General features: G+C 50.8%; 15 protein-coding genes and 3 pseudogenes. 4 read left to right on the forward strand and 14 right to left on the reverse strand.

The genetic code is table 11. The features are described 5' to 3' along the window. Window positions 1-485: 485 nt before the first annotated feature. Window positions 486-1,790, forward strand: coding sequence for a sensor histidine kinase (locus tag GC56T2_RS08940; protein ID WP_144974605.1), 1,305 nt, complete (start codon window positions 486-488; stop codon window positions 1,788-1,790). A gap of 156 nt (window positions 1,791-1,946) precedes the next feature. Beyond that, on the forward strand, window positions 1,947-2,696 hold the full coding sequence (gene map / locus GC56T2_RS08945) for a type I methionyl aminopeptidase (RefSeq protein WP_144974607.1): 750 nt from the start codon (window positions 1,947-1,949) through the stop codon (window positions 2,694-2,696). A gap of 149 nt (window positions 2,697-2,845) precedes the next feature. On the opposite strand, the gene GC56T2_RS08950 is transcribed toward map, so the two are convergent. After that, window positions 2,846-3,247: a secondary thiamine-phosphate synthase enzyme YjbQ gene (locus tag GC56T2_RS08950; RefSeq protein WP_144974609.1), complete on the reverse strand. Its 402-nt coding sequence runs from the start codon at window positions 3,245-3,247 to the stop codon at window positions 2,846-2,848. An 89-nt stretch (window positions 3,248-3,336) separates the two neighbouring features. Between GC56T2_RS08950 and GC56T2_RS08955 the strand changes: the two genes are divergently transcribed. Continuing rightward, on the forward strand, window positions 3,337-4,332 hold the full coding sequence (locus GC56T2_RS08955) for an MBL fold metallo-hydrolase (protein ID WP_172706147.1): 996 nt from the start codon (window positions 3,337-3,339) through the stop codon (window positions 4,330-4,332). Between the two features lie 498 nt (window positions 4,333-4,830). Here the strand turns inward: GC56T2_RS08955 and GC56T2_RS08960 are convergent, their stop codons facing one another. From GC56T2_RS08960 to GC56T2_RS09005, 8 genes and pseudogenes are all read right to left on the reverse strand, one after another. Continuing rightward, the gene (locus GC56T2_RS08960; protein ID WP_144974611.1) at window positions 4,831-6,702 is read right to left on the reverse strand and encodes a PTS fructose transporter subunit IIABC; all 1,872 of its coding nucleotides are present in this window, start codon (window positions 6,700-6,702) and stop codon (window positions 4,831-4,833) included. A gap of 24 nt (window positions 6,703-6,726) precedes the next feature. Continuing rightward, window positions 6,727-7,635 (reverse strand): 1-phosphofructokinase, encoded by a 909-nt coding sequence (gene pfkB, locus GC56T2_RS08965; RefSeq protein WP_144974613.1) that lies wholly within the window; start codon window positions 7,633-7,635, stop codon window positions 6,727-6,729. Further along, a pseudogene (locus GC56T2_RS08970) lies at window positions 7,632-7,988 on the reverse strand (DeoR/GlpR family DNA-binding transcription regulator); the annotation flags it as partial. The gene pfkB and the pseudogene GC56T2_RS08970, both read right to left, overlap by 4 nt. A gap of 132 nt (window positions 7,989-8,120) precedes the next feature. Continuing rightward, window positions 8,121-9,779, reverse strand: a complete 1,659-nt coding sequence (locus GC56T2_RS08980; protein WP_144972777.1) for an IS1634 family transposase — start codon at window positions 9,777-9,779, stop codon at window positions 8,121-8,123. A gap of 99 nt (window positions 9,780-9,878) precedes the next feature. Further along, window positions 9,879-10,277 (reverse strand): annotated as a pseudogene (locus tag GC56T2_RS08990) (DeoR/GlpR family DNA-binding transcription regulator); the annotation flags it as partial. Between the two features lie 283 nt (window positions 10,278-10,560). Next, a complete protein-coding gene (locus GC56T2_RS08995; RefSeq protein WP_144974615.1) occupies window positions 10,561-12,387 on the reverse strand; it encodes a diguanylate cyclase in 1,827 nt (608 codons plus the stop codon). Window positions 12,388-12,710: 323 nt separating this feature from the next. Then, complete coding sequence (locus GC56T2_RS09000; protein WP_144972624.1) at window positions 12,711-13,901, reverse strand: ISL3 family transposase; 1,191 nt, start codon at window positions 13,899-13,901, stop codon at window positions 12,711-12,713. Window positions 13,902-14,200: 299 nt separating this feature from the next. Beyond that, a complete protein-coding gene (locus tag GC56T2_RS09005) occupies window positions 14,201-14,800 on the reverse strand; it encodes a DUF5317 domain-containing protein (RefSeq protein WP_144974617.1) in 600 nt (199 codons plus the stop codon). 525 nt (window positions 14,801-15,325) lie between these two features. On the opposite strand from GC56T2_RS09005, the gene GC56T2_RS09010 reads away from it, so the two are divergent. Then, window positions 15,326-16,285 carry a bile acid:sodium symporter family protein gene (locus GC56T2_RS09010; protein WP_144974619.1) on the forward strand — a complete coding sequence of 320 codons (960 nt, stop codon included), beginning with the start codon at window positions 15,326-15,328 and terminating at the stop codon, window positions 16,283-16,285. A gap of 114 nt (window positions 16,286-16,399) precedes the next feature. Here the strand turns inward: GC56T2_RS09010 and GC56T2_RS09015 are convergent, their stop codons facing one another. From GC56T2_RS09015 to GC56T2_RS09035, 5 genes and pseudogenes are all read right to left on the reverse strand, one after another. Then, window positions 16,400-17,347: an endonuclease I family protein gene (locus GC56T2_RS09015; protein WP_144974621.1), complete on the reverse strand. Its 948-nt coding sequence runs from the start codon at window positions 17,345-17,347 to the stop codon at window positions 16,400-16,402. A 65-nt stretch (window positions 17,348-17,412) separates the two neighbouring features. Further along, window positions 17,413-17,688: pseudogene (locus GC56T2_RS09020) on the reverse strand (Na+/H+ antiporter NhaC family protein); the annotation flags it as partial. A gap of 78 nt (window positions 17,689-17,766) precedes the next feature. Continuing rightward, complete coding sequence (locus tag GC56T2_RS09025; protein WP_144974623.1) at window positions 17,767-18,624, reverse strand: metallophosphoesterase; 858 nt, start codon at window positions 18,622-18,624, stop codon at window positions 17,767-17,769. Between the two features lie 60 nt (window positions 18,625-18,684). After that, complete coding sequence (locus GC56T2_RS09030) at window positions 18,685-19,260, reverse strand: YkoP family protein (protein ID WP_144974625.1); 576 nt, start codon at window positions 19,258-19,260, stop codon at window positions 18,685-18,687. A 365-nt stretch (window positions 19,261-19,625) separates the two neighbouring features. Continuing rightward, entirely contained in the window at window positions 19,626-20,339 is a 714-nt protein-coding gene (locus GC56T2_RS09035) for a GntR family transcriptional regulator (protein ID WP_144974627.1), read from the reverse strand. Window positions 20,340-20,481 lie beyond the last annotated feature (142 nt).

A 20,481-nucleotide genomic window follows, 5' to 3' on the forward strand; every position in this document is an offset into this window, starting at 1 on the left:
ACCATCCTCCCCCAATCCCAAAATGTTAATACAATTTTATATATTAAAAATATTATAAAATAGAGAAAAGAGGAAAGAGACTTTTTTCATAGTTCAAAAACAGTTCTTTTTACCTATAATATATGGCACTTTTGTTTGACATCTTGCTGATCGCTCGTCGCTTTATACTATATCAGCTTGTATTTAGGAGGCTGGTGATTAAATCGTGCATACCGTTTCCTAGCATCGTTTCTCAAATAGAAAAGCCTTGCAACAATGCACACTTTTATCCATCGACCAAAGGAAACCAATGTTTTTCACCAGCCTTTTAGATGAAAACGGAAGCGAAAAATCAGAATCTTTTTGTCGAAAAAACAAGATTTATATCAAAAAAAGGCTACGAAATCCGCCTTAACATCACGGCGGTTTTCCGGTTACAATGTAGTATATTCGCAGTTTTTGTAGAATTTCGGCTATGCAGCTGACGATGGAAAGAAGGTGCCGCGATGATCAGTATTTTCAAAGACTTTTTGCTCAACGTATTCTTCATTCTCCTGCCGGTGTTTCTCGTTCCATTCTGGATGGAGCGGGAAAAGGGGACGGAGCGCCTCCGCCTTTACTTGCCGACGGTTTGTTACGCCGCTGTGATCGTTTTATGTATCACCCTGCCTGTCGGGGCGGGAAGCAGCTTTATTTTCGACTTGCGGCAAATCCCTCTTTGGCTTGGCAGTTTGTATGGCGGAGCAGGAGCGGCAGCGTTTTTGTCGTGCACCGCGATTGTCTACCGTTCCCTATTCGGCGGAGCGGGCGTGCTGGTCAATGCTCTCGTGTCCATCGCCATCGCAGCAGCAAGCAGTGTATTGACAAAAACGTTTGTACGGCTGCCGACCAAACAGCGAACGCTGCTGGCGACAGCGCTCAGCTTTGCTTCCGGCCTGTTGACGACCGTCTTGACGGTGTGGATCAACACTCCAGACCGCCCCCCGCTTTCCGTCTCACTCATTTTTTTGCTTATGCAGCCGGCCAGCATGGCCGTCGCCTGTCTGTTTCAAGAAATGGTGCACCATAATATCGCGCTGCGCAAGCGGATTATTCGCGCCGAGAAAATGGAGGCCATCACCCATCTCGCCGCGTCCATCTCTCATGAAATCCGCAACCCGCTCACCGCGGCGCGCGGGTTTATCCAACTGATCGAAGAGCAGCCGCTTTCCGCTGATAAGCGCCGCCAGTACGCGCGCATCGCCATGGAAGAGCTCGATCGGGCCGAAGCGATCATCACCGATTATTTAACGTTTGCCAAACCGGCGCCGGAAACGCCAGAGAAACTGAACGTCAAGCTCGAAATCGAGCGGGTCATCGACATCATCCGCCCGCTGGCGAACATGAGCTGCGTTGACGTTAAGGCAACGCTCGCCCCTTTTTCCGTCATCGGCGAACGGGAAAAATTCCGCCAATGTTTGCTCAACGTGATGAAAAACGCTATTGAAGCGATGCCCAACGGCGGAATTTTGCACGTATACGTCTCTGTTGAACAAGGGCGGTTGCTCATCCGCATCGCCGACACCGGCGTCGGCATGACGAAAGAACAGCTCGAACGGTTGGGCGAGCCGTACTTTACGACGAAGGGCATCAAAGGCACCGGCCTCGGAATGATGGTCGTCTACCGCATCATTGAATCGATGAACGGCACGATTCGAATCGAAAGCGAGATACATAAAGGGACGACGGTGTCGATTTATTTGCCACTCGCTCCGTCTCCTTCTTCCGCAACGATTTCCGATAAGGAAAAGCAGCTGTTTGCCGCTTTGTGACAGAGAAGATTGGCGAAACGATCTCGGGGAGCGGTCCTTCCCTTTCGGTCACCAGCCTTCTTTCCATTTAGAACAAATCGCCGCGGTTTCACATCACCGTTCTTTTTGCTACAATACTATCGAAGCGAAACACATCGAGGAAAAGGAGACAGTTGCATGATTCACGTCAAAACCGAACGGGAGATTCAATTGATGCGCGAGGCGGGGAAGATTCTTGCCGCCTGCCATCAAGAAATCGCCAAACGGATCAGACCGGGAGTGACCACGATGGAAATCGACCGGTTCGTCGAGACATTTTTGGCCAAATACGGCGCCAAACCGGAACAAAAAGGATACCGCGGCTATCCGTATGCGACATGCGCTTCCATTAACGATGAAATTTGCCACGGGTTTCCGCGCAATGAGCCGCTGAAAGAAGGCGATGTCGTCACGATCGACTTTGTCGTCAACTGGCGCGGGGCGCTCGCCGATTCCGCCTGGACGTACGCCGTCGGCGAGGTTGACAAAGACGTGAAAAAGCTGCTTGACGTCACCGAACAGTCGCTCTATAAAGGGATCGAACAAGCGGTTCTTGGCAATCGAATCGGCGATATCGGCCACGCCATTCAAACGTACGTTGAAGCGCACGGCTTTTCCGTCGTCCGCGATTTCACTGGACACGGCATCGGACCAACGATCCACGAAGAGCCGTATGTCCCCCACTTCGGTGAAAAAGGAAAAGGGATGCGCTTAAAGGAAGGGATGGTCATCACGATCGAACCGATGGTCAACATGGGGGCATGGCAAAGCAAAATGGATCCGAACGGCTGGACGGCGCGGACGATCGATGGCTCGTATTCAGCGCAATATGAACATACGATCGCCATTACGAAAAACGGACCGCTCATTTTAACGACGTTGGCGTAAGATTGCAACACCAACCGGCTGTTTGCCAATAGAAAAACCCCGGCAAACGATTGGCCCGGGGGCTTTTCTATGCTTTCTCCCATTGGCTGACGATATGATTCAGCTATCCTTTTTCCTCGCTTTAATGTTTACATAATAAAATTATGGTTTCATCCCCTGATAACTTTCACGTAAAACGTCCGTTGGCGCGGCCCATCGTACTCGCAAAAATAGACCCCTTGCCACCGTCCAAGCAGCAGCCGGCCTTCGTGAATGATGACGTGCTGCGAGGCGCCAACCGTGCTCGCTTTCATATGGGCGGCCGTATTTCCTTCCATATGGCGATCAAGCGGATGCTCCCACGGATAGATGTCATCAAAGCGGCGCATCATGTCGCGCTTGACATCGGGATCCGCGTTTTCGTTGATCGTGATTCCCGCCGTCGTGTGCGGACAATAGACAACAGCGACTCCTTCGGTCACATTAGCCTGGCGCACCGTCTCCTCGACGAATGAAGTAATGTCGATCATTTCATCCCGCTTGGCGGTGCGGATTGCAAACGAACGAAGCATACATTTCCCCCCTGCTTGGGCAAACATTTTGTATTGAAAAGAAAGGTTTGCTACTCTAATCATAGCGTAAAAACAAGGAGAGAACCACGATGCCGAAACGATACGAAAATTTAGACCATGTATCTACGCACAAAACATGGGCCGACTTTCGCCGCTGGCAGCAGGAGCGAAAACAAAAACGAAAAGATTTGTCATACGTCGTACCGCACGCCGTGCCACAGCAATGGAACCGGCTTCATCATTCGAACGGACGGCCGCAGCTCTGCTGGATCGGCCATTCGACATTCGTCGTGCAGATGAACGGCATTACGATCGTCACCGATCCTGTCTGGGCGAAGCGGATGGGAACGGCCAAACGCCTGTCGGCCCCGGGTGTGCCGCTTGATAAGATGCCACCTGTTGACGTCGTGCTCATTTCCCACGGCCATTATGACCATTTGCATTTCGGCAGCCTCCGCCGTTTGCCCGGCGACCCGCACATGTTCGTGCCTGAGGGGCTCGGCCGCCTATTCCGCCGCCGCGGCTACCGCCATGTCACCGAACTGTCATGGTGGGAAACGGCGTCTTTCCGCGGTCTGTCCTTGACGTTCGTTCCCGCCCAACATTGGACGCGGCGGACGTTGTGGGACACGAACACCTCGCACTGGGGTGGATGGGTGATCGAGGCAGACGCCGCCCCCACCATCTACTTCGCCGGCGACAGCGGTTACTTCCGCGGCTTTCGCGACATTGGCGAACGCTTTTCCATCGACTATGCGCTCTTGCCGATCGGCGCGTATGAGCCGGAATGGTTTATGGGACCGCAGCACACCACACCGGAAGAAGCGGTGCAGGCGTTTTTGGACTGCCGGGCCCGCCTGTTCGTGCCGATGCATTACGGCGCGTTCCGCCTCGCCGATGATACGCCAAAAGAGGCGCTTGACCGCCTATGGGCCGAATGGCGGCGGCGCGGGTTGGACGATGCCCGCCTGCTTTGCCTGAAGCTCGGCGAGGTGATCGATACTACCCAAGCGTTGGCGACCGTCTCATTCAACCGTGCGCCCAGTCAAACTACGGAAAAACAACAGACATGGGAAAAAGAATGATCGTCATGCGCAACAGTGCCGCGGCAGCGGTCTGCCCTCGCCCCGAGATGAAACTGACCGCTTGCCAACGGGATTGTGACGCGCCCCCTATAAGGCTGGTGAAAAACCGCTGATTCCCTTCATCAATGGGAGAATAATTGAAATGCAGGCCTGACACAACAAGGTTTTTCTAATTGAGAAACGACATTGTAAAGCCGTATACGCCATTATAAATCACCAGCCTCCTATGAGGCCGGTGAAAAACGGCCATTTCCCTTGATCGATGGGGAGAAGCGCCCCGATGCGACAGAGCTTTTCGATTTGAGAAACAATGTTCGAGAACATGATGTGCCCTTTCATCACCGCCTTTCTATACAATATGTTCTCCTAAAGGCCGCGGTCGGCAAATGCACCGGGAAACTGATAAATCGTTTCGATAGCGTTTCAATCGTTTGGCTCATTCAACTGCGAAATTGCCGTCAAAAAAGCGCTCCGCCTCCCGACGGAACGCCTTTTCCTTTATTCTTTCACTTCTTTTTTCCACAGCCCGACCATCAATGCCGTGATGATGGAACCAATCAAAATAGCCAACATATAAAGCCATGCGCTGCCTTTGACGATCGGGATGACGAAAATCCCGCCGTGCGGCGCCGGCAGCCCGATGCCAAACAGCATCGTCAACGCGCCCGCCACCGCCGAGCCGACGATAATCGACGGAATGACCCGCACCGGGTCAGCGGCGGCAAACGGAATCGCCCCTTCGGTAATGAACGAAGCGCCCATGATATAGCACGTTTTTCCGGCTTCCCGCTCCGCTTTCGTGAATTTCTTTTTAAAGAACGTTGTCGCCAGCGCCAATCCGAGCGGCGGCACCATCCCGCCAGCCATAATCGCTGCATGCGGCGCAAAGTTGCCCGCTTCAATCATCGCCAAGCCAAACGTATACGCCGCTTTGTTGATCGGTCCGCCCATGTCGACCGCCATCATGCCGCCCAACACCGCGCCAAGCAGCACTAAGTTGGCGGTTCCCATGCCGGAAAGCCAATGTTTCAGCCCTTCATTCAACGCCTTGACAGGATCGATGACGACATACATCATGATGACGCCGGTGAGGAAAATGCCGAATACCGGATAGAGCAGCACCGGTTTAATCCCTTCCAGCGACTGCGGCAACCGGCTGAACAGGTGGCGCAGCCCGACGACCAAATACCCGGCCAGAAAGCCAGCGATCAATCCGCCCAAGAACCCCGCCCCACCGTTCGCCGCCAGAAACCCACCGACCATCCCCGGCGCAAACCCCGGCCGGTCGGCGATGCTCATGGCGATGAACGCGGCCAGCACAGGAACCATTAACGCAAACGCATTGCCGCCGCCAATGTCCATTAACAATTTCGCAAACGGATGATACGACGGATCTTGCGGATCAAACGCTTTAATGCCGAAGGTGAAGGAAAGCGCAATCAAAATCCCGCCGCCGACGACAAACGGAAGCATATTCGATACACCGTTCATCAAATGCTTGTAAAAACCGGTGCGCGGCTTCGCCGCTCCCGCGCTGCCTCGCGCCTGGCCGCTCGCCCGATAAATCGGTGCGTCTTGACGCAGCGCCTGCTCGATCAACTTTTCCGGCTGACGAATCGCTTGGGCGACCGGCACTTGAATGACGCGTTTGCCGTCGAAGCGGTCCATTTCGACTTGTTTATCGGCGGCGACAATGATCGCCGTTGCCTCTTCAATCTCCTGCGCCGTCAGCGCGTTTTTCACGCCATCGGAGCCGTTTGTCTCGACTTTGATCGCCACTCCCATTTCCGCCGCTTTCGCTTTCAGCGCATCCGCCGCCATATACGTATGGGCAATCCCGGTCGGGCAGGCGGTGACAGCAAGCACCTTCCGGCCGCTGCCAGCCGATGCGGCCTGCGGCGACAATGCGTTCCCTTCGCTCTCTTTTGCCGCCAGCAAACCGATGACTTCCTCTTCACTTGAAGCGTTTTCAAGTTCGGCGCGGAACGACGCATCCATCAGCAGCGAAGACAATCGGGCCAGCGCCTGCAAATGCGTCTCCTCTCCACCTTCGGGCGCGGCGATCATGAAAAACAAATGGCTTGGCTTGCCGTCCAGCGACTCGTAATCAATGCCGGCGACTGAACGGCCGAACGCCACCGCTGGGCGCTTGACCGCCGCTGTTTTGGCGTGCGGAATGGCGATGCCATCCCCGACGCCGGTCGTGCTTTGTTGTTCACGCGCCCAAATGGCTTGTTTGAACGCCTCGACATCGCTGATCGCTCCCGCTTCGGCGAGCTTCGCCGCCAACTCATCAATCACTTCGCTCTTTGTCTTCGCCTGAAGCTGAAGAATGATCGTTTCTTTCGTTAACAAATCAGTGATGTTCATTGTGTGATCCCCCTTGATTTCCGGTTATAAACGCGCGACGCGGACGCGACCAACGAGCGTTTCCACTTCTTCTTTCGTGCATAAATCCTCGGAAAACGCGGTCGCGCTTCCGGCGGCCACGCTGTAGGCGAACACTTCCTCGAGCGATTTTCCGCTCGCGTGGGCGGCTAAAAACCCGGCGACCATCGAATCGCCTGCCCCGACCGAGTTTCGGACCGTTCCCTCGGGCGCTTCGGCAAACAGTTCCGCCTCCTCGCCAAAATAAAACGCGCCAGCGCCGCCCATCGACACAATGACATGACGGCCCATCTCGGCCAAACGGCGGCCATAGATGACGACTTCTTCTTTCGTCAGTGCAGAGACGCCAAACAGCTCAGCCAGCTCATGATGGTTCGGCTTGACAAGAAACGGCTGATACGCCAGCAGCGTCCGGAGCGCCGGTCCGCTCGTATCGATGACAAGACGGACCTGCCGCTTCGCTGCCTCCGCAGCCAGCTGTTCATATGCCTCCACTGGCAACGAAGGCGGGGCACTTCCCGCCAACACAAGGACGTCACCGGCGGAAAGCGCTGCGATTTTCGCGATCAGCCGCCTCGCCTCCTCGCTGGCGATCACCGGGCCTTGACCGTTAATTTCCGTCTCAAGCCCGGCTTTTAGCTTCACATTGATGCGCGTCGGGCCGGGAACGTGAACGAAATCGCACGCGATCCCTTCGTTCCGGAGCTCACTTTCGATAAACGCGCCGGTAAATCCGCCGGCAAACCCGAGCGCCGTGCTGTCGACGCCGAGGCGTTTGAGCACCCGCGACACGTTAATGCCTTTCCCACCCGGAAATGTCAACGTTTTCAAAGCGCGATTCAGTTCACCGACGCGCAGTTCATCCATATGGACAATATAATCAACCGATGGATTGAGCGTACACGTGTAAATCATGATGTCACAACCTCTACCGTCGTTTTTGCCTCATACCAATGCTGCCAATCTTCATCCAACTGATCGGTAATCAAAACCGCCTCATGCAAATCGGCAATTTTCGCGAACGTGCTTTCATTCAACTTTGAATGGTCAGCCAGCACATACGCACGTTGCGCCAGCTGCATCGCCGTATATTTCACCAACGCCTCTTCCGGATCCGGCGTCGTATACCCGTAATCATAATGGACACCGTTGGCGCCGATGAAGCATTGGTCAAAGCGGTACTGACGCAGCGACTCGATGGCGCCGCGACCGATCAACGCCTTCGTTTTCGGCTTGATCATGCCGCCAACCAAATACGTCGTCACGTTATGCCTCACATTTCGCACCCTAACAAGGTCAAAACAAAGGATTTTTTATTTAGTTTTTCAGAATAACTTTTTGACCAACACAACGAGCGATGGCTATCCTTTTTTTACCATCGCTGGTCGTTCCGTATGACGTTACACGTAAATGCTCTCATCCAGCCCCAACCCCTGCAGAATCCTTCGTTGTTCAGGGGTGAGGGAGCGATCCAGTGAGCGTTGGATGCGCCCATCCGGCAGCTCCAGGAGGACGACGTTCACATATTGAAACAGCTGAAAAATCGCCTGTCCCGTCGGCCGGGTCAGCTTGCGGCCTCCAGGACCCTTCAACGGGTGTTCTGGAGTAATAAACTGACGCACTCGGCGCTGAAAAACGCGGTAAATCGCCAAGGCCAACAGAAACAAATAGCCTAATACTGCGACCCGTTCTGGTTTTTTGACGTAAATCTCATCCGTGAAAAACGGATCTTTCAAAAAAGCGAAGTTCATTTCCACCGAGATCTGCCCTTTATATAGCTTCAAGATCTCTTGGGCATCCATTTGTTGGCCCTTCCATTCCTCCGGAACGGTCGTGACGAGGACAAACCGGGACGCTTTCCGTCTTGCCTGTTCCCACGCGTTTTGGTCGAATTCGACGTCAAGGCGCAAGAGATACCGCGTCTCCATCTCGGGTTCCACCCCTTTTTTCGGCCGTCCGCGCCGTTTTTTCGGGCGTACGATCTCTTCGACCGCGGCCTTGACCTGATGAAACCGTGGGCGAAGGGACATCTTGAGGGACGCCAAGGCTTGTTCAGCGTCTTCCCGGCACGAGAAAGGGTGGCGCTCCCAATGGGCTTGTTCCTCGCGAAGAAGCTCCGCTTCTTTGGTTCGTTCTTTTTCGAGCGTCTTTCCTTTTCGCTGGTCGAGCGCACTCGATTCGACGACGATCAGCCGAACGGGGTGGCCTTCATAGGTGGAGGATGTTTCCCATACCCGGTACGTGGCGCCGTTTCTCTCCGCCAGCGTAAAGGGTTCGCTCCACGGGATGTGAGGCGAATCGGCCTCCGCTAATGCCCGTTTCACGATCCGAAGCGACGAAGGGCCTCGGGTGATCAAAAAGGCGTTGGCCGCTTTGGTTTGCGCCAGAGTGTCTTTTGTCATCGCGGCGGAATCGGCCACGTAAATCCATTCGTCTTCCATCTTGGCTTGTTTGAGCTGTTCGTGGACACGGGACAGCACCTCCGGATTCCACGTTTTGTCAGGCAGGTTGCCGTCGTGCACATCGCCGTAAAACGGGATGCCGTCCTCGTTGCCGACCAGTCCGAAACCGATCTGTTTTTGCCAACGATGATGGCGGTTATAGCCATGTGTGATTTGTAAGGCCTCTAACGAGGCCGATTCATACGCGCCGTAAACGGTCTTGTCCGTCGTATCGGCGTGAAAGGCTCGGAGGGAAAGGCCTTCTTTGCGATAAATGTGAATCAAGCAAGTGCTGATCACCTTGTGAATATCGGCCTCATACAAGCGGTCGAGATGACGAGCCAAGGCATCGTCGTTCAACCAGGAAGGATGGAGACCGGGACGGATGAGTTTCTCTAGATCGATCTCCTGAGCCCATCGTTCCACGTGAACGAGGGCTTGCCGGCCGTCAAACATATTGTAGATGATGGCCTGAACGGCATCGCTGACTCGAGTCTGGCACTGTGGATCAACGGGAACGAGATGGTCAATCAATTGGGGCAGGCCCAGTTTCTTGAATAGGGCACTTATTATATTCAAATAATCATTACGATAGACCTTTTTGACTTGAACGTTCATGAGAGAAAAACTCCTTCACTTTCCTTGTGTGTCAAGGATTCATTCGACATCGGAACGAAAAAATCCTCCCGATTTTCGTCGAGAGGGTGCGAAATGTGAGTTATGCTCAAGCAACCGCTCGACATGCATCACACCGTTCGTGACGACAGTGACTTCTTTGCCCGCCAAGTGTGGGATCATTTCCCACGTTGTCGTCCCCGCATCCAAATAAATGCAGTTCCCTTTTTGCACCAAGCTGGCCGCATAGGCGGCGATTCGCCGTTTTTCTTCGATATACTTCAGCGATTTTTCCGACACGCTTAACTCTTCACGTTTTTGTTGCAACAACGCCGCCCCGCCGTGCACGCGGCGCAGCTTCTTTTCGTTTTCAAGCTGCGTCAAATCGCGGCGAATCGTCGACTCGGACGAACCAGTCGCCTCCACGAGCTCTTGCAGCTTGATGACCCCTTTTTGCGCCAAAAGCTCCAAAATGAGGCGGTGGCGCTCTTCGGTCAACACGTTCCCACCTCCCGTGAAGGGCGATATCGCTTACAGCTCTATCATACGCCAAAGGAGAGAAAAAATCAATCAAAAACATTTAATTTCTATCAATATCGATCAAAAATAAAAAACAAATCAATCAAAATCAATCAACATTCCGTTTCCAAACCGATGTTCTTCTAACTACCACTGGAAACTTTCGGCGAAAATTTCATCGGCAAACGGTCATTTTCATGGCCAAGTGGAAGGCAGACCGCTTCCGAAAAAAATAAAAACACTTGCCATCGGCAAGTGCCTCCCTCTACTCCAACTGTTGCAGTTCCATCAGCGGCAAACAATGTTCACGAACAAACGCGATAAACTTCGCCGCGTATACCGGGTCAAACTGCGTCCCTGCGCAACGTTCGATTTCCTCAAGCGCTTCTTCAAACGTTTTCGTCGGCTGATACGGCCGCTCCGTCGTCATGGCGTCAAACGAGTCGATAATACACAAAATGCGGGCCAATTTCGGGATTTCTTCCCCTTTCAGCCCGTATGGATATCCTCTTCCATCATACCGCTCATGATGAAGCTCAATCAGCGGAAGCAGGTCATCAAACCGCTTCTCCTCCGCTACGATTTCGCGTCCCCACGTCACGTGTTTTTTAATAATTTCCCATTCATGCTTTTCCAACTTTCCGCGCTTATTTAAGATATCGCGCGGCACCTCGATTTTGCCGATATCGTGAATCAGCGCCCCCAAGATCAAGGTCTGCCGCTCATGGTCGGTCAACTCGCTGAGACGGCTGCCAAACTCAAGCGCATATTTAAACACTCGTTTGCTATGGCGGTATGTATACACATCTTTCGAAAGGAAAAACTTCACTTGTTGCTCGAGCGCTTCCAAATCTTGTTTAAAACGAATTTCATCCAATCTCATATGATGCTTATCGTACAGCTGCACGTTATTTTTCCCTTGCGCTTTTGCATAATAGAGCGCCTGATCGGCTCGATGAATCAGCTCCTCGCTTTCATACATATCCTTTTCCATCTCGGCGATGCCGCACGAAAACGACAAACAACGGTACGGGATATGCTCAACGCCTTCAAAATATGTATCGTTCACTTCCTTGCGCAGCCGGTTTAAAAACACGTACGCATCGTCCTTCATGGTATTGGGCATCAAAATGGCAAACTCTTCTCCGCCATAGCGGGCGACCGTGAAGTTGGTCCCTTCCACCGCGTTTTGCAGCAACTTTCCAAAAAACGTCAACAACCGATCCCCTTGCAAATGGCCGTTGCGATCGTTATATTTTTTAAAATCGTCCAAATCAAGAAACGCCAACGTCAGCGGCTGCTTCAGCACCTTGCAGTCGGAGAACTGTTGCTTGAGCGTTTCTTTGAAATAGCCGTGGTTACAAAGACCGGTGAGGTGGTCTTTGTTGGCACGGTTAGATACTAACTCATATAGATTTATAAATTTTTTAAATACTACTGATAGAATAATGACTAAAACAATAAACAAAAACAAACCAAAATATCGTTCTTTATCTAATAAAATAGCTAGAACAAGCGATAATATTAAAGTAACACAGTAACTAACCATGGCCTCAAGCAAGACACCAAAGTTAAAAGCACCTTTATATACACGCTCTAAGAAAACAAAGAACATAAATATTAAACTAATATTCACACAAAAATATACTAACAAACTAATCATATACGGAAACAAATGATCAGTTTTAATTTCTCCAATCTGTCCACCAAACAGCAAAAAGGAGTAGAAAGCTCCCGCAATCATCAAAGAATACATAGAAAAGTTAAATAGATGTTTCCACCATGCCATTTTTCGCTTATATAAAAATTCTACTAAAATACTAATCAATAGAACCTTCAATGCAAGGGAAATGCCATACAAAAACATAACAGCTAAGTAAATGGCCGAATCCATCGAAAAAGAATTATCCTTAGGCGGGAGATGAATAGAAAAATAGCTTAATAAAAGGACAGCGGACACTAAAAAATAAACAAAAACCCAATCTTTAAGAGATGGAGTAGAAAATCCATCTCCTGTAATAAAAACAATTAAACTAATGGAAAAAATGAAAAACAAATATATTTTCCCTTGCCATTTTAATGTCGGAGTCATCCTATAATCACTCTCATTTTTATCAAAAAAATTCTGTCGGCTCTTTACCAAAAAATGTACTAAGAAGGGTGATAAAGAAAACCAAAACAGCATTTTTAAACAACATCTTTACCATATTTGTCTTTAAAAAGTAAGGGTCTTCACCATTTTCTGTGATTTCCACTCAATCCTAGAAACATGTTAGCTGGATGAAATAGGTTCATCAGTCAGGATCCTTCTTCCGCATACAGACCACGAAGTTGGTAGAATGGAAACAGTCAAGTGCTTTCCTTGACGGGTTCCATTCTACCAACGATCATATCGATAGCGGAAGAAGGGAGCGTTTAGGCAGCCTGACTACCTGTAGTGTTCCCTGTACACTCCAGAAATACACGCAAACGAAACCGTTCCCGATTTCGATAGCCATATGCCCGGCGTTTGATGTTTTTGATCTTGTGATTCGTTCCCTCGATTCGGGCATTGGTATAGGGGCACAAAAAGTAGGAAAGAATCGGCTCCTTCCACCTTTCAAGCGTGTTGGCTGCTTCCTGAAAAGAAGCAAAAGGGCTCTGTTTGGCTAACTGAATCCATTCTTCCAAGCGTTCCTTTGCTTCATTATATCCATCGGTTCGGTAAAAATCCCGAAACAACTCTTTCAGATAATAAGCAATGGAAAGTGCCGGATACTCCTCCAAGATATCGTCTAATCGAAGCCGTTGGTCCTTACGAAGCTTTTCACAGCCTTTCAAGAGAAGATATCGAGCCTTTTTCAATGGAGAACATTCCTTTCTTGCTTGATCCAAGGCTTGTGTCACTTTTTGAACCACATGGTACTTATCGATGACAATCGAAGCAGATGGAAACAGGGCACGAACCGCCTTATGATAAGGTTCCCACATGTCAAGAATCACCGTTTGAACCCTTTCTTTCGACAGGACCTTTTGGCTCAACAAGTGGATAGCGGAGTCACATTGGCGATCGGCATGCATTCCCATGACGGATCCAGCTTTGGCATCCATCAATATGGTTTCATACTGATGTCCCTTTTTTACAGCGATTTCATCTAAGCTAAGCACCATCTCTTCTTGAGAAGATGTTTCTATCGCTGTCTGACGCTCTTTTGCTTTTTTCGATGCGATGGAGTAATAGATGCGTTCCAATGTCGTATATGGGATACGGTGCTTTCGGCTCACCTCTTGAATGGTGGAACCTTCACAAAGTTCATACAAGTACTCACAAAATCGGTTGGTGTAGTGCTGATTGGGTTGAACCGATTCCAAAGAGGCGGAAAACACTTGAGAGCAATTCCAGCACCGATAGCGCTTTATTTTCACGAACAAGTACACCGGTTGATGGAAAATCGCCAAATCCCGTACTTTTCTTGTCCGTCTGTCGTGGACAGAGGAAGTGGCAAACCCACAATGAGGGCAATGTTCCTGTGTCTCTGTTTTCTCTACATGAATCGCATAACCATAGGAATGAAGTTCTTGTTTAATCACTTTAAATTCTGGCAATCCTAGTGGTATAGAAAGCACTTACGAGACCTCCTTAATGTTGATTTCACCGCTAACATTATTGCCAGGATCTCGTCAGTGCTTTCTCTTTTTTGTCACTAAATCACAAAATTTGGTGATGAACCAAAAGTAAATTTGAACTTTAGAAAAATATACCCATTCTCTTCTATGATTTGTCTACAATTCTTCCCTTCTTAAACTTTAACTTCCAATTCTAAACCCCGACGTCAACGCCACAATCACCGAACCGAGGATAAAGAGATTGATCAACACTTGTTTTGCTTTGACTTTCATTTTCTTCTCCTCCTTAAAAATTGGATTTATTTGTTGATCGCAGGAGCGGTCGTGGTTTCTTTCTCAGCATCATCTGCTCGATGCCGCGGCACGCTGAGCATCAGATGCTGGATAAAGACGAACGCCCCTACGTTCATCACAACGTCGCCGATGCTGATGACTTGTTGGCGCGGGTACGGCGGAGACAGCGGGATGATGTCGCCGAGAAACGGCAGCAGCGTGTCCGATGTGATCGCTTGGTGTTTGCCGTACAGACCGGCTTTTAACGCTTCAATGTATTCGCGGCCAAGAAATTGCGCAGCTTCGACGGATACCGGCATTCGCCCCCCGTTGACAGCCATCACGATAAAGTTGAGCAGCACGCCGGCGAAAATCACTGAAAATCCTGGCTGATGGCGGTTGAGCCATAAAAAGACAAGCCCGGTGATGTAGACGAGAAGAAAAATCTCATTGCTTATTTTCGCGATCCATGTCACGTCTTCCTGAAGGAAAAAGATGACCATCTGCACCACCAGCAGCAGTGGAAACAACCAACCGCCGCGCAGTTTCATAGTAGCAAGCCCTTTCAAGCTACCGCCGCGAAACCAGCCGATCAACAACGACAAGATGATTCCATCGTAAACCATAACGCCGTCCCCTTATACACCGAATTTTCTATCTTTTCTAAAACTAACATCTTCACTTCTATTTTTACCGTTTTTTTCATCCTATGTAAATAGTCTATTTGGCCCAATTAACAACAAAATTTCACTCCCGTCGTCATCTCTTTTTCATTTTCATCATTTTTCGCGGCAAAAACGACAAAAACAGCGCGGCCATCCATCCGACGACCAAGGAAAAAAAGCCTAATCGCTACGGAATATCGCCTCCGCGCCCATGCGTACAAAAGGACATTCGTCCCTTTTCTACGGCATGAACGCTTTGTACACACCTGTTCGCGAACAACAAATGTCCCGACAAACCGTATACAAGCAAGCGGGCCAAGTACGACATAAACGGAAACAGCGGCATAAAGTAAGGAACGTTTTTCACAACCACGGTCGATTGACAACATTTCTTCAAAAAATGATGATTTACTAGTTGAACTTTTCTAAAAAATATATATAATTCCTTGTATCACTTTCCCATCTTTGTACAAGGAGGAAATGCGAATGAACATGCTAGGAAGAATCAGCAACGTTGTCGGCAATACGTTTGCGATCTGGGTGCTTCTGTTCGGCGCGCTCGCTTTTTTCGTCCCCGGCGCGTTTACGTGGATCGCCCCGTATATTGTGCCGCTGTTAGGCATCGTGATGTTTGGCATGGGATTGACGCTTTCAGCGGATGATTTCAAAGAAGTATTCAAACGTCCGCTTGATGTGTTGATCGGCGTCGTTGCCCAGTTTCTGATCATGCCGCTTGTCGCGTTTTTGCTCGCTTACTTTCTGCCAGTTTCGCGCGAAGTGGCGCTCGGCATTATTTTAGTCGGCTGCTGCCCGGGCGGAACGGCGTCCAACGTCATGACGTATTTGGCAAAAGGAGATACGGCGCTGTCGGTCGCCGTCACGTCTGTTTCGACGATTTTGGCGCCGATTTTGACACCTTCGCTCATTTTGCTTTTCGCCGGAAAATGGTTGTCCGTATCGGCCGCGGCTTTGTTTTGGTCGATCGTCAAAGTCGTGCTCATTCCGATCGTTTTAGGCCTCATCGCCCAGGCGCTGTTCCAAAAGCAAGTCAAAGCATGCATCCCGGCGTTGCCGCTCGTTTCGGTCATCGCCATCGTGGCCATCGTCGCCGCCGTCGTCGGGCAAAACCAAGCGGCCATTGCCAAAAGCGGACTGCTTATTTTTCTTATTGTCGTTGCTCATAACGGGTTGGGCTTGCTGCTTGGGTATTGGTTTGCCAAACTGTTTCGCCTGTCACCGCCCAAACAAAAGGCGATTTCCATCGAAGTCGGCATGCAAAACTCCGGGCTTGGCGCGGCCTTGGCGACCGCCCATTTTTCGCCGCTCGCTGCCGTTCCGAGCGCCATTTTCAGCGTCTGGCACAATATTTCCGGCCCGATGGTCGCCACATACTTCCGCAAACAAGCGGATCGCCAACCACCGGATGGCAAGACGGTTTCCGCCTAACCTTCCCTCTTGCGCCTTGTCCAACGGCAGGAAACAAAAAAGCGGTCTCCCGGCAGAAACGCTCGTCTTCCGGGAGCCGCTTTTTGTTCACCGCCATGCTCAAGCGGCCAAGCGCTATTCAGACAACGCTCCGCTTGTCATCGTCCCTTCAAACGGAAACACCATCCGCCCCGCCAGTTCGGGGAAATCAATGAACGGGTTGCGGTTGCCTTGGATGAAAAAAATCGCGCTGTTGCGATGATGTTCATACACTGTCGGCGGAAATTGCTCGTGCCAACGGACAAGGAGCGGAATATCGATTTTGCGCCGAAACGGCTTTGCGATCGCCTTCGGATAGCGAAGCAGAAAGTACAGCATGGCCCTTGCCGCCGTCCCTTTGCCGTACTCCGGCTCGAAATAGCCGTTATAGGCAACGCCGCAACAGTTTTGCACTTGCTCGCCGGGATCTTCCGGATTGTAAAACGGAAAGTCTGCATACGGAAAATTCGACCGCATCGTGTTGCACTCCGGCTGACAGACGAACAAATGATGCAAATCGCCTTTCATCGGTTCGCGGGCGCCAAACCACGACTGGGGCACGACATGTTCGGCATTGAATTTCCATTGCTGCTCGATCGTTTTCACCCGCTCGTGCACATCGCCGAGCCCATGCTTCATGTTTTTCAACAACTGGCGAAATTCATCGTAGCGCCGTTTCATCGTTTGGACATCTTGGACGATCAACATCTTCGGGTCTTTTCGCTCGCCGGAGTACAAGCTTCGCACCGTTCCGTCCGGCTGCAAGTCGACCCATGTGTACAAATATTCGTCCTTGCTGAAAAAATACGGCAGCCGCCGCTTATGGGTGCGCGCCACCAGTTCGTGATAGCGGACAAACAACATCAATCCATCCCCATCAAGCGGCAGATGACGATAATATCGGGCGCGCGCCCTCTCATCTTCGGCGGTCTGGTAATACGCGTCCTCCAGAGCGAGCCGCTCGTGCAACGGCTCGAGCTGCGCGGCCACATCTTCCGTTTGCCATTGGCTGAGCTCGTCAAGCTGCCGTTCCGTCTCCCCCATCGCCGCTCCCCTCTCTTCCTTATTTCTTTTAGTGTATCACGAAAGGGGGAGAGGCGACATTAGCGCTAACACAAAAGAAATGACGCGGCGCCGAACAAAACGGCGGCGATGAGCGACGGAACCAGCTTCGTGCGCGCATACTCCATCACCGGCAAATCCAAAATGGTGCACAGCGTCACGGTATTGTCGCTGAGCGGCGACGCGAACGCCCCGAACGTCCCGCTCGCAAACACCGCGCCGATGACCGGCAAAATGTTCGCTCCTGACTGGCTCGCGAGCGTTACGCCAAGCGGCATCAACATCCCCCACGATGAGCCGATGAAATAGGAAATGACAGCGCCAAACGTTCTGCGATGAATACAAGCTTCAGCGCAGGACGCGTTGCCCATAGCGACGAAAAAGCGGCCAAAGCTGCCCATTTAGACAGCCTTGACCGCTTCCGTTCCCGCCACAGGCGGCAACGCCATGACGTGGAGCGTCACTTCCGGCTTCGAGCCAATCCGGATGTTCACTCCCGTTTGCCCAAGCCCTTCGTTGATATAAAACGGTTTTCCTTCCCATTCATGATAACCTTTGATCATGTTCCGCTCGGTGAGCGTTTTGCTCATTTTCGCCAAATGGTACGGCTTCGGCCAATGAATTTGCCCGCCGTGGAAATGACCCGACAACAGATAGTCAAAATGATAATCTTTCATATGCGGCACGATGTCTGGGTCGTGCGTCAACACGAGGTTGATGCCGTCTTTCACGCCGGCGTACGCCTTTTTGATGTCACTGCGCCCCGTGTAAAAATCATCGATGCCAATGATATTGACGGTTTGACCGTTGACCGTGATCGTTTTCGTCTCGTTTTGCAAGACGATGCAGCCGTGCGCCTCAAGCGTCGCTCTCAAGCGCTCAAACGGTTCACCTTGAAGCACGTAATCATGGTTGCCAAACACCGCATACATGCCGTACGTCGGTTTCAATGCATTGAGTGCAGCCAAATACGGACCGAGCTTGTCGATGCTTTCCTCACGGTCCAAAAAGTCGCCCGTCAACGCGATCAAATCGATCGCTTCGTCTTTCAGCTTGTTGTATACATCGTCCGGGGTGATCGACAGTTTTTCAAGATGCAAATCCGACAGCTGCAAAATCCGAAGGGCTCCGTCCCCACCCTCTGGACAGCCGCCGACTTGGACTTTATGCAAAACCGCTTCATACGTGTTGCGGTGGGCTTTACGAATGATGAAAGCAAGCAATAACAAGATGGCAAGAACGCCAAAAAAGATTGTCATCGTCTTCTCTCCTCCCTCGATACCCATTATAGTGAAATGGAGGAGAGAAGAAAGAGGGAGTTAGTGGATAAGATGGCAACCGTAGAGCGAAAACAGCTTTTCTTTTGACATCACCAAATACTTCGGCGGACGGACAAGCGGCACTAGACGTCGTTGAGCCAATGTCATTATCGGCCAATGGGATGCCATTTTAAACCAACGGTAAAATGAATTCCCAATGTCCACGGTATCAAATCCGAGCCTCTCACATCCTTTGTTTAACATGGTCACGCCGATGATCCCTTTTATGCGGGAGGACTGTTCGTGATGGTAAAGATGATGGGCGACATGCGGCAAACCGGCTTTCACTTGTTCGAAAAGGTAGCGCCCTCTTTTCATATCGCTGTCGTAACGGAGCAGTTCGCACATAAGCCGGACGTTATGGAGGTGAATTTTCAACAACCAATCGTCATTCCTAATCGTCGTCCCGTCGGAAAGATAAATCGTCTCACCTTTATACTTCAGCGGACGGACGCGAAAAATGGAACGTCGTCCGCCATTCCCCTCCATCGCATATTCAAGCCGGGAACAAGCATAGTAAATCGGATCAAGCATCCGCCACAACGCCACCAAACTTTGAACCGCTTTCTCTTTCATGCCCGCATCCTTCCTTTTTCCCTTATGTCGTTGCATTACCATTGTGAAACATTTATCGGCACATTATAAATGGGAAAAAGGGGTATCGTCCGGCCGCCTAACCGCCCGCAGGCCGCACATTCCGAAATGAAAGCCAAGCGCAACGTCACACTCGGTGGCGACGACCGCGACACCAGTGCGTTTTCTCCCGTTTCTTCCACTTCCATCCGACCATCATCGGTTGGCCACGTCGCCAGCGAGAGCGGGTTTTCACCTGACGCAGCCCATAAGCGCTGCCGCCGAAAACGTTCTCCCACCCGATCTAACGCGAGCGGGTGGGAGATTTTCACTTACCTTGCAGGTGGGTAATCTTCGTTCATCTTCGCTTATCGTCGGGTGCTGACGGTGACAAATACGAATTTATCGTACCGATGACGAGAAAACGAATATTCAAACGGCTCCCCATTATTTAGAAAACCGACTTGTTCAAGTTCCAACACCGGGTCATCAGGGGCACATTGCAAATAGCAACGGTCAAGCTCATTCGGCTTATCGGCCCGAATCTTTCGGTGCGAACCGGCAATGGTTAAACCAAGATCATGGGTAATGTAGTGATAAATGGAGCCATGAAGCACTCGTTCATTGAGCCTAGGAATCAAGCGAACGGGCATATATGTCCGCTCAATGACATATGGTTCATCATCGACATTCCTCAACCGAATCAAGTGATAGACCGGTGTATTTACATCGATGCACAAATGAGCGGCAACCTCAGCTGAGGGAAATAATACTTCGAACGTAATGATTTTACTTGTTACCTTCCGCCCTTTCAATAAACTCGTCAAGCCAAGTGTTTCGTTGCTGACGACGTTCACCAATCCATCAAGCATGGCGGATTTTACAATAAACGTACCGTGGCCGCGCTTTCGATACAACAACCCTTCGGATACGAGCACATCAAGCGCTCGTTTCACGGTCATCCGGCTGCAGCCAAACTCCTCGGCGAGCGAGATTTCATCAGGGATCGGCTCATCTGGGGAATATACTCCCTCTTTAATTCGTCTCCGTATTTCGTTAGAAATTTGCTCATATTTTGGCATCGTTTTCATCCCTCGGCATTTGTCTTATTTTCATTGTACGAACAATCATCTGTTTGCACAATAGCCAATGCGGCGTTCTCCTTCACCGCTTTGGCTTTGCCGCTCGGTTCTCCCCACCGACAAAAAGCGCCCCGTTGCTCGG

Origin of the sequence: Geobacillus sp. C56-T2, assembly GCF_007829715.1 — a bacterium.
GTDB lineage: Bacteria > Bacillota > Bacilli > Bacillales > Anoxybacillaceae > Geobacillus > Geobacillus icigianus.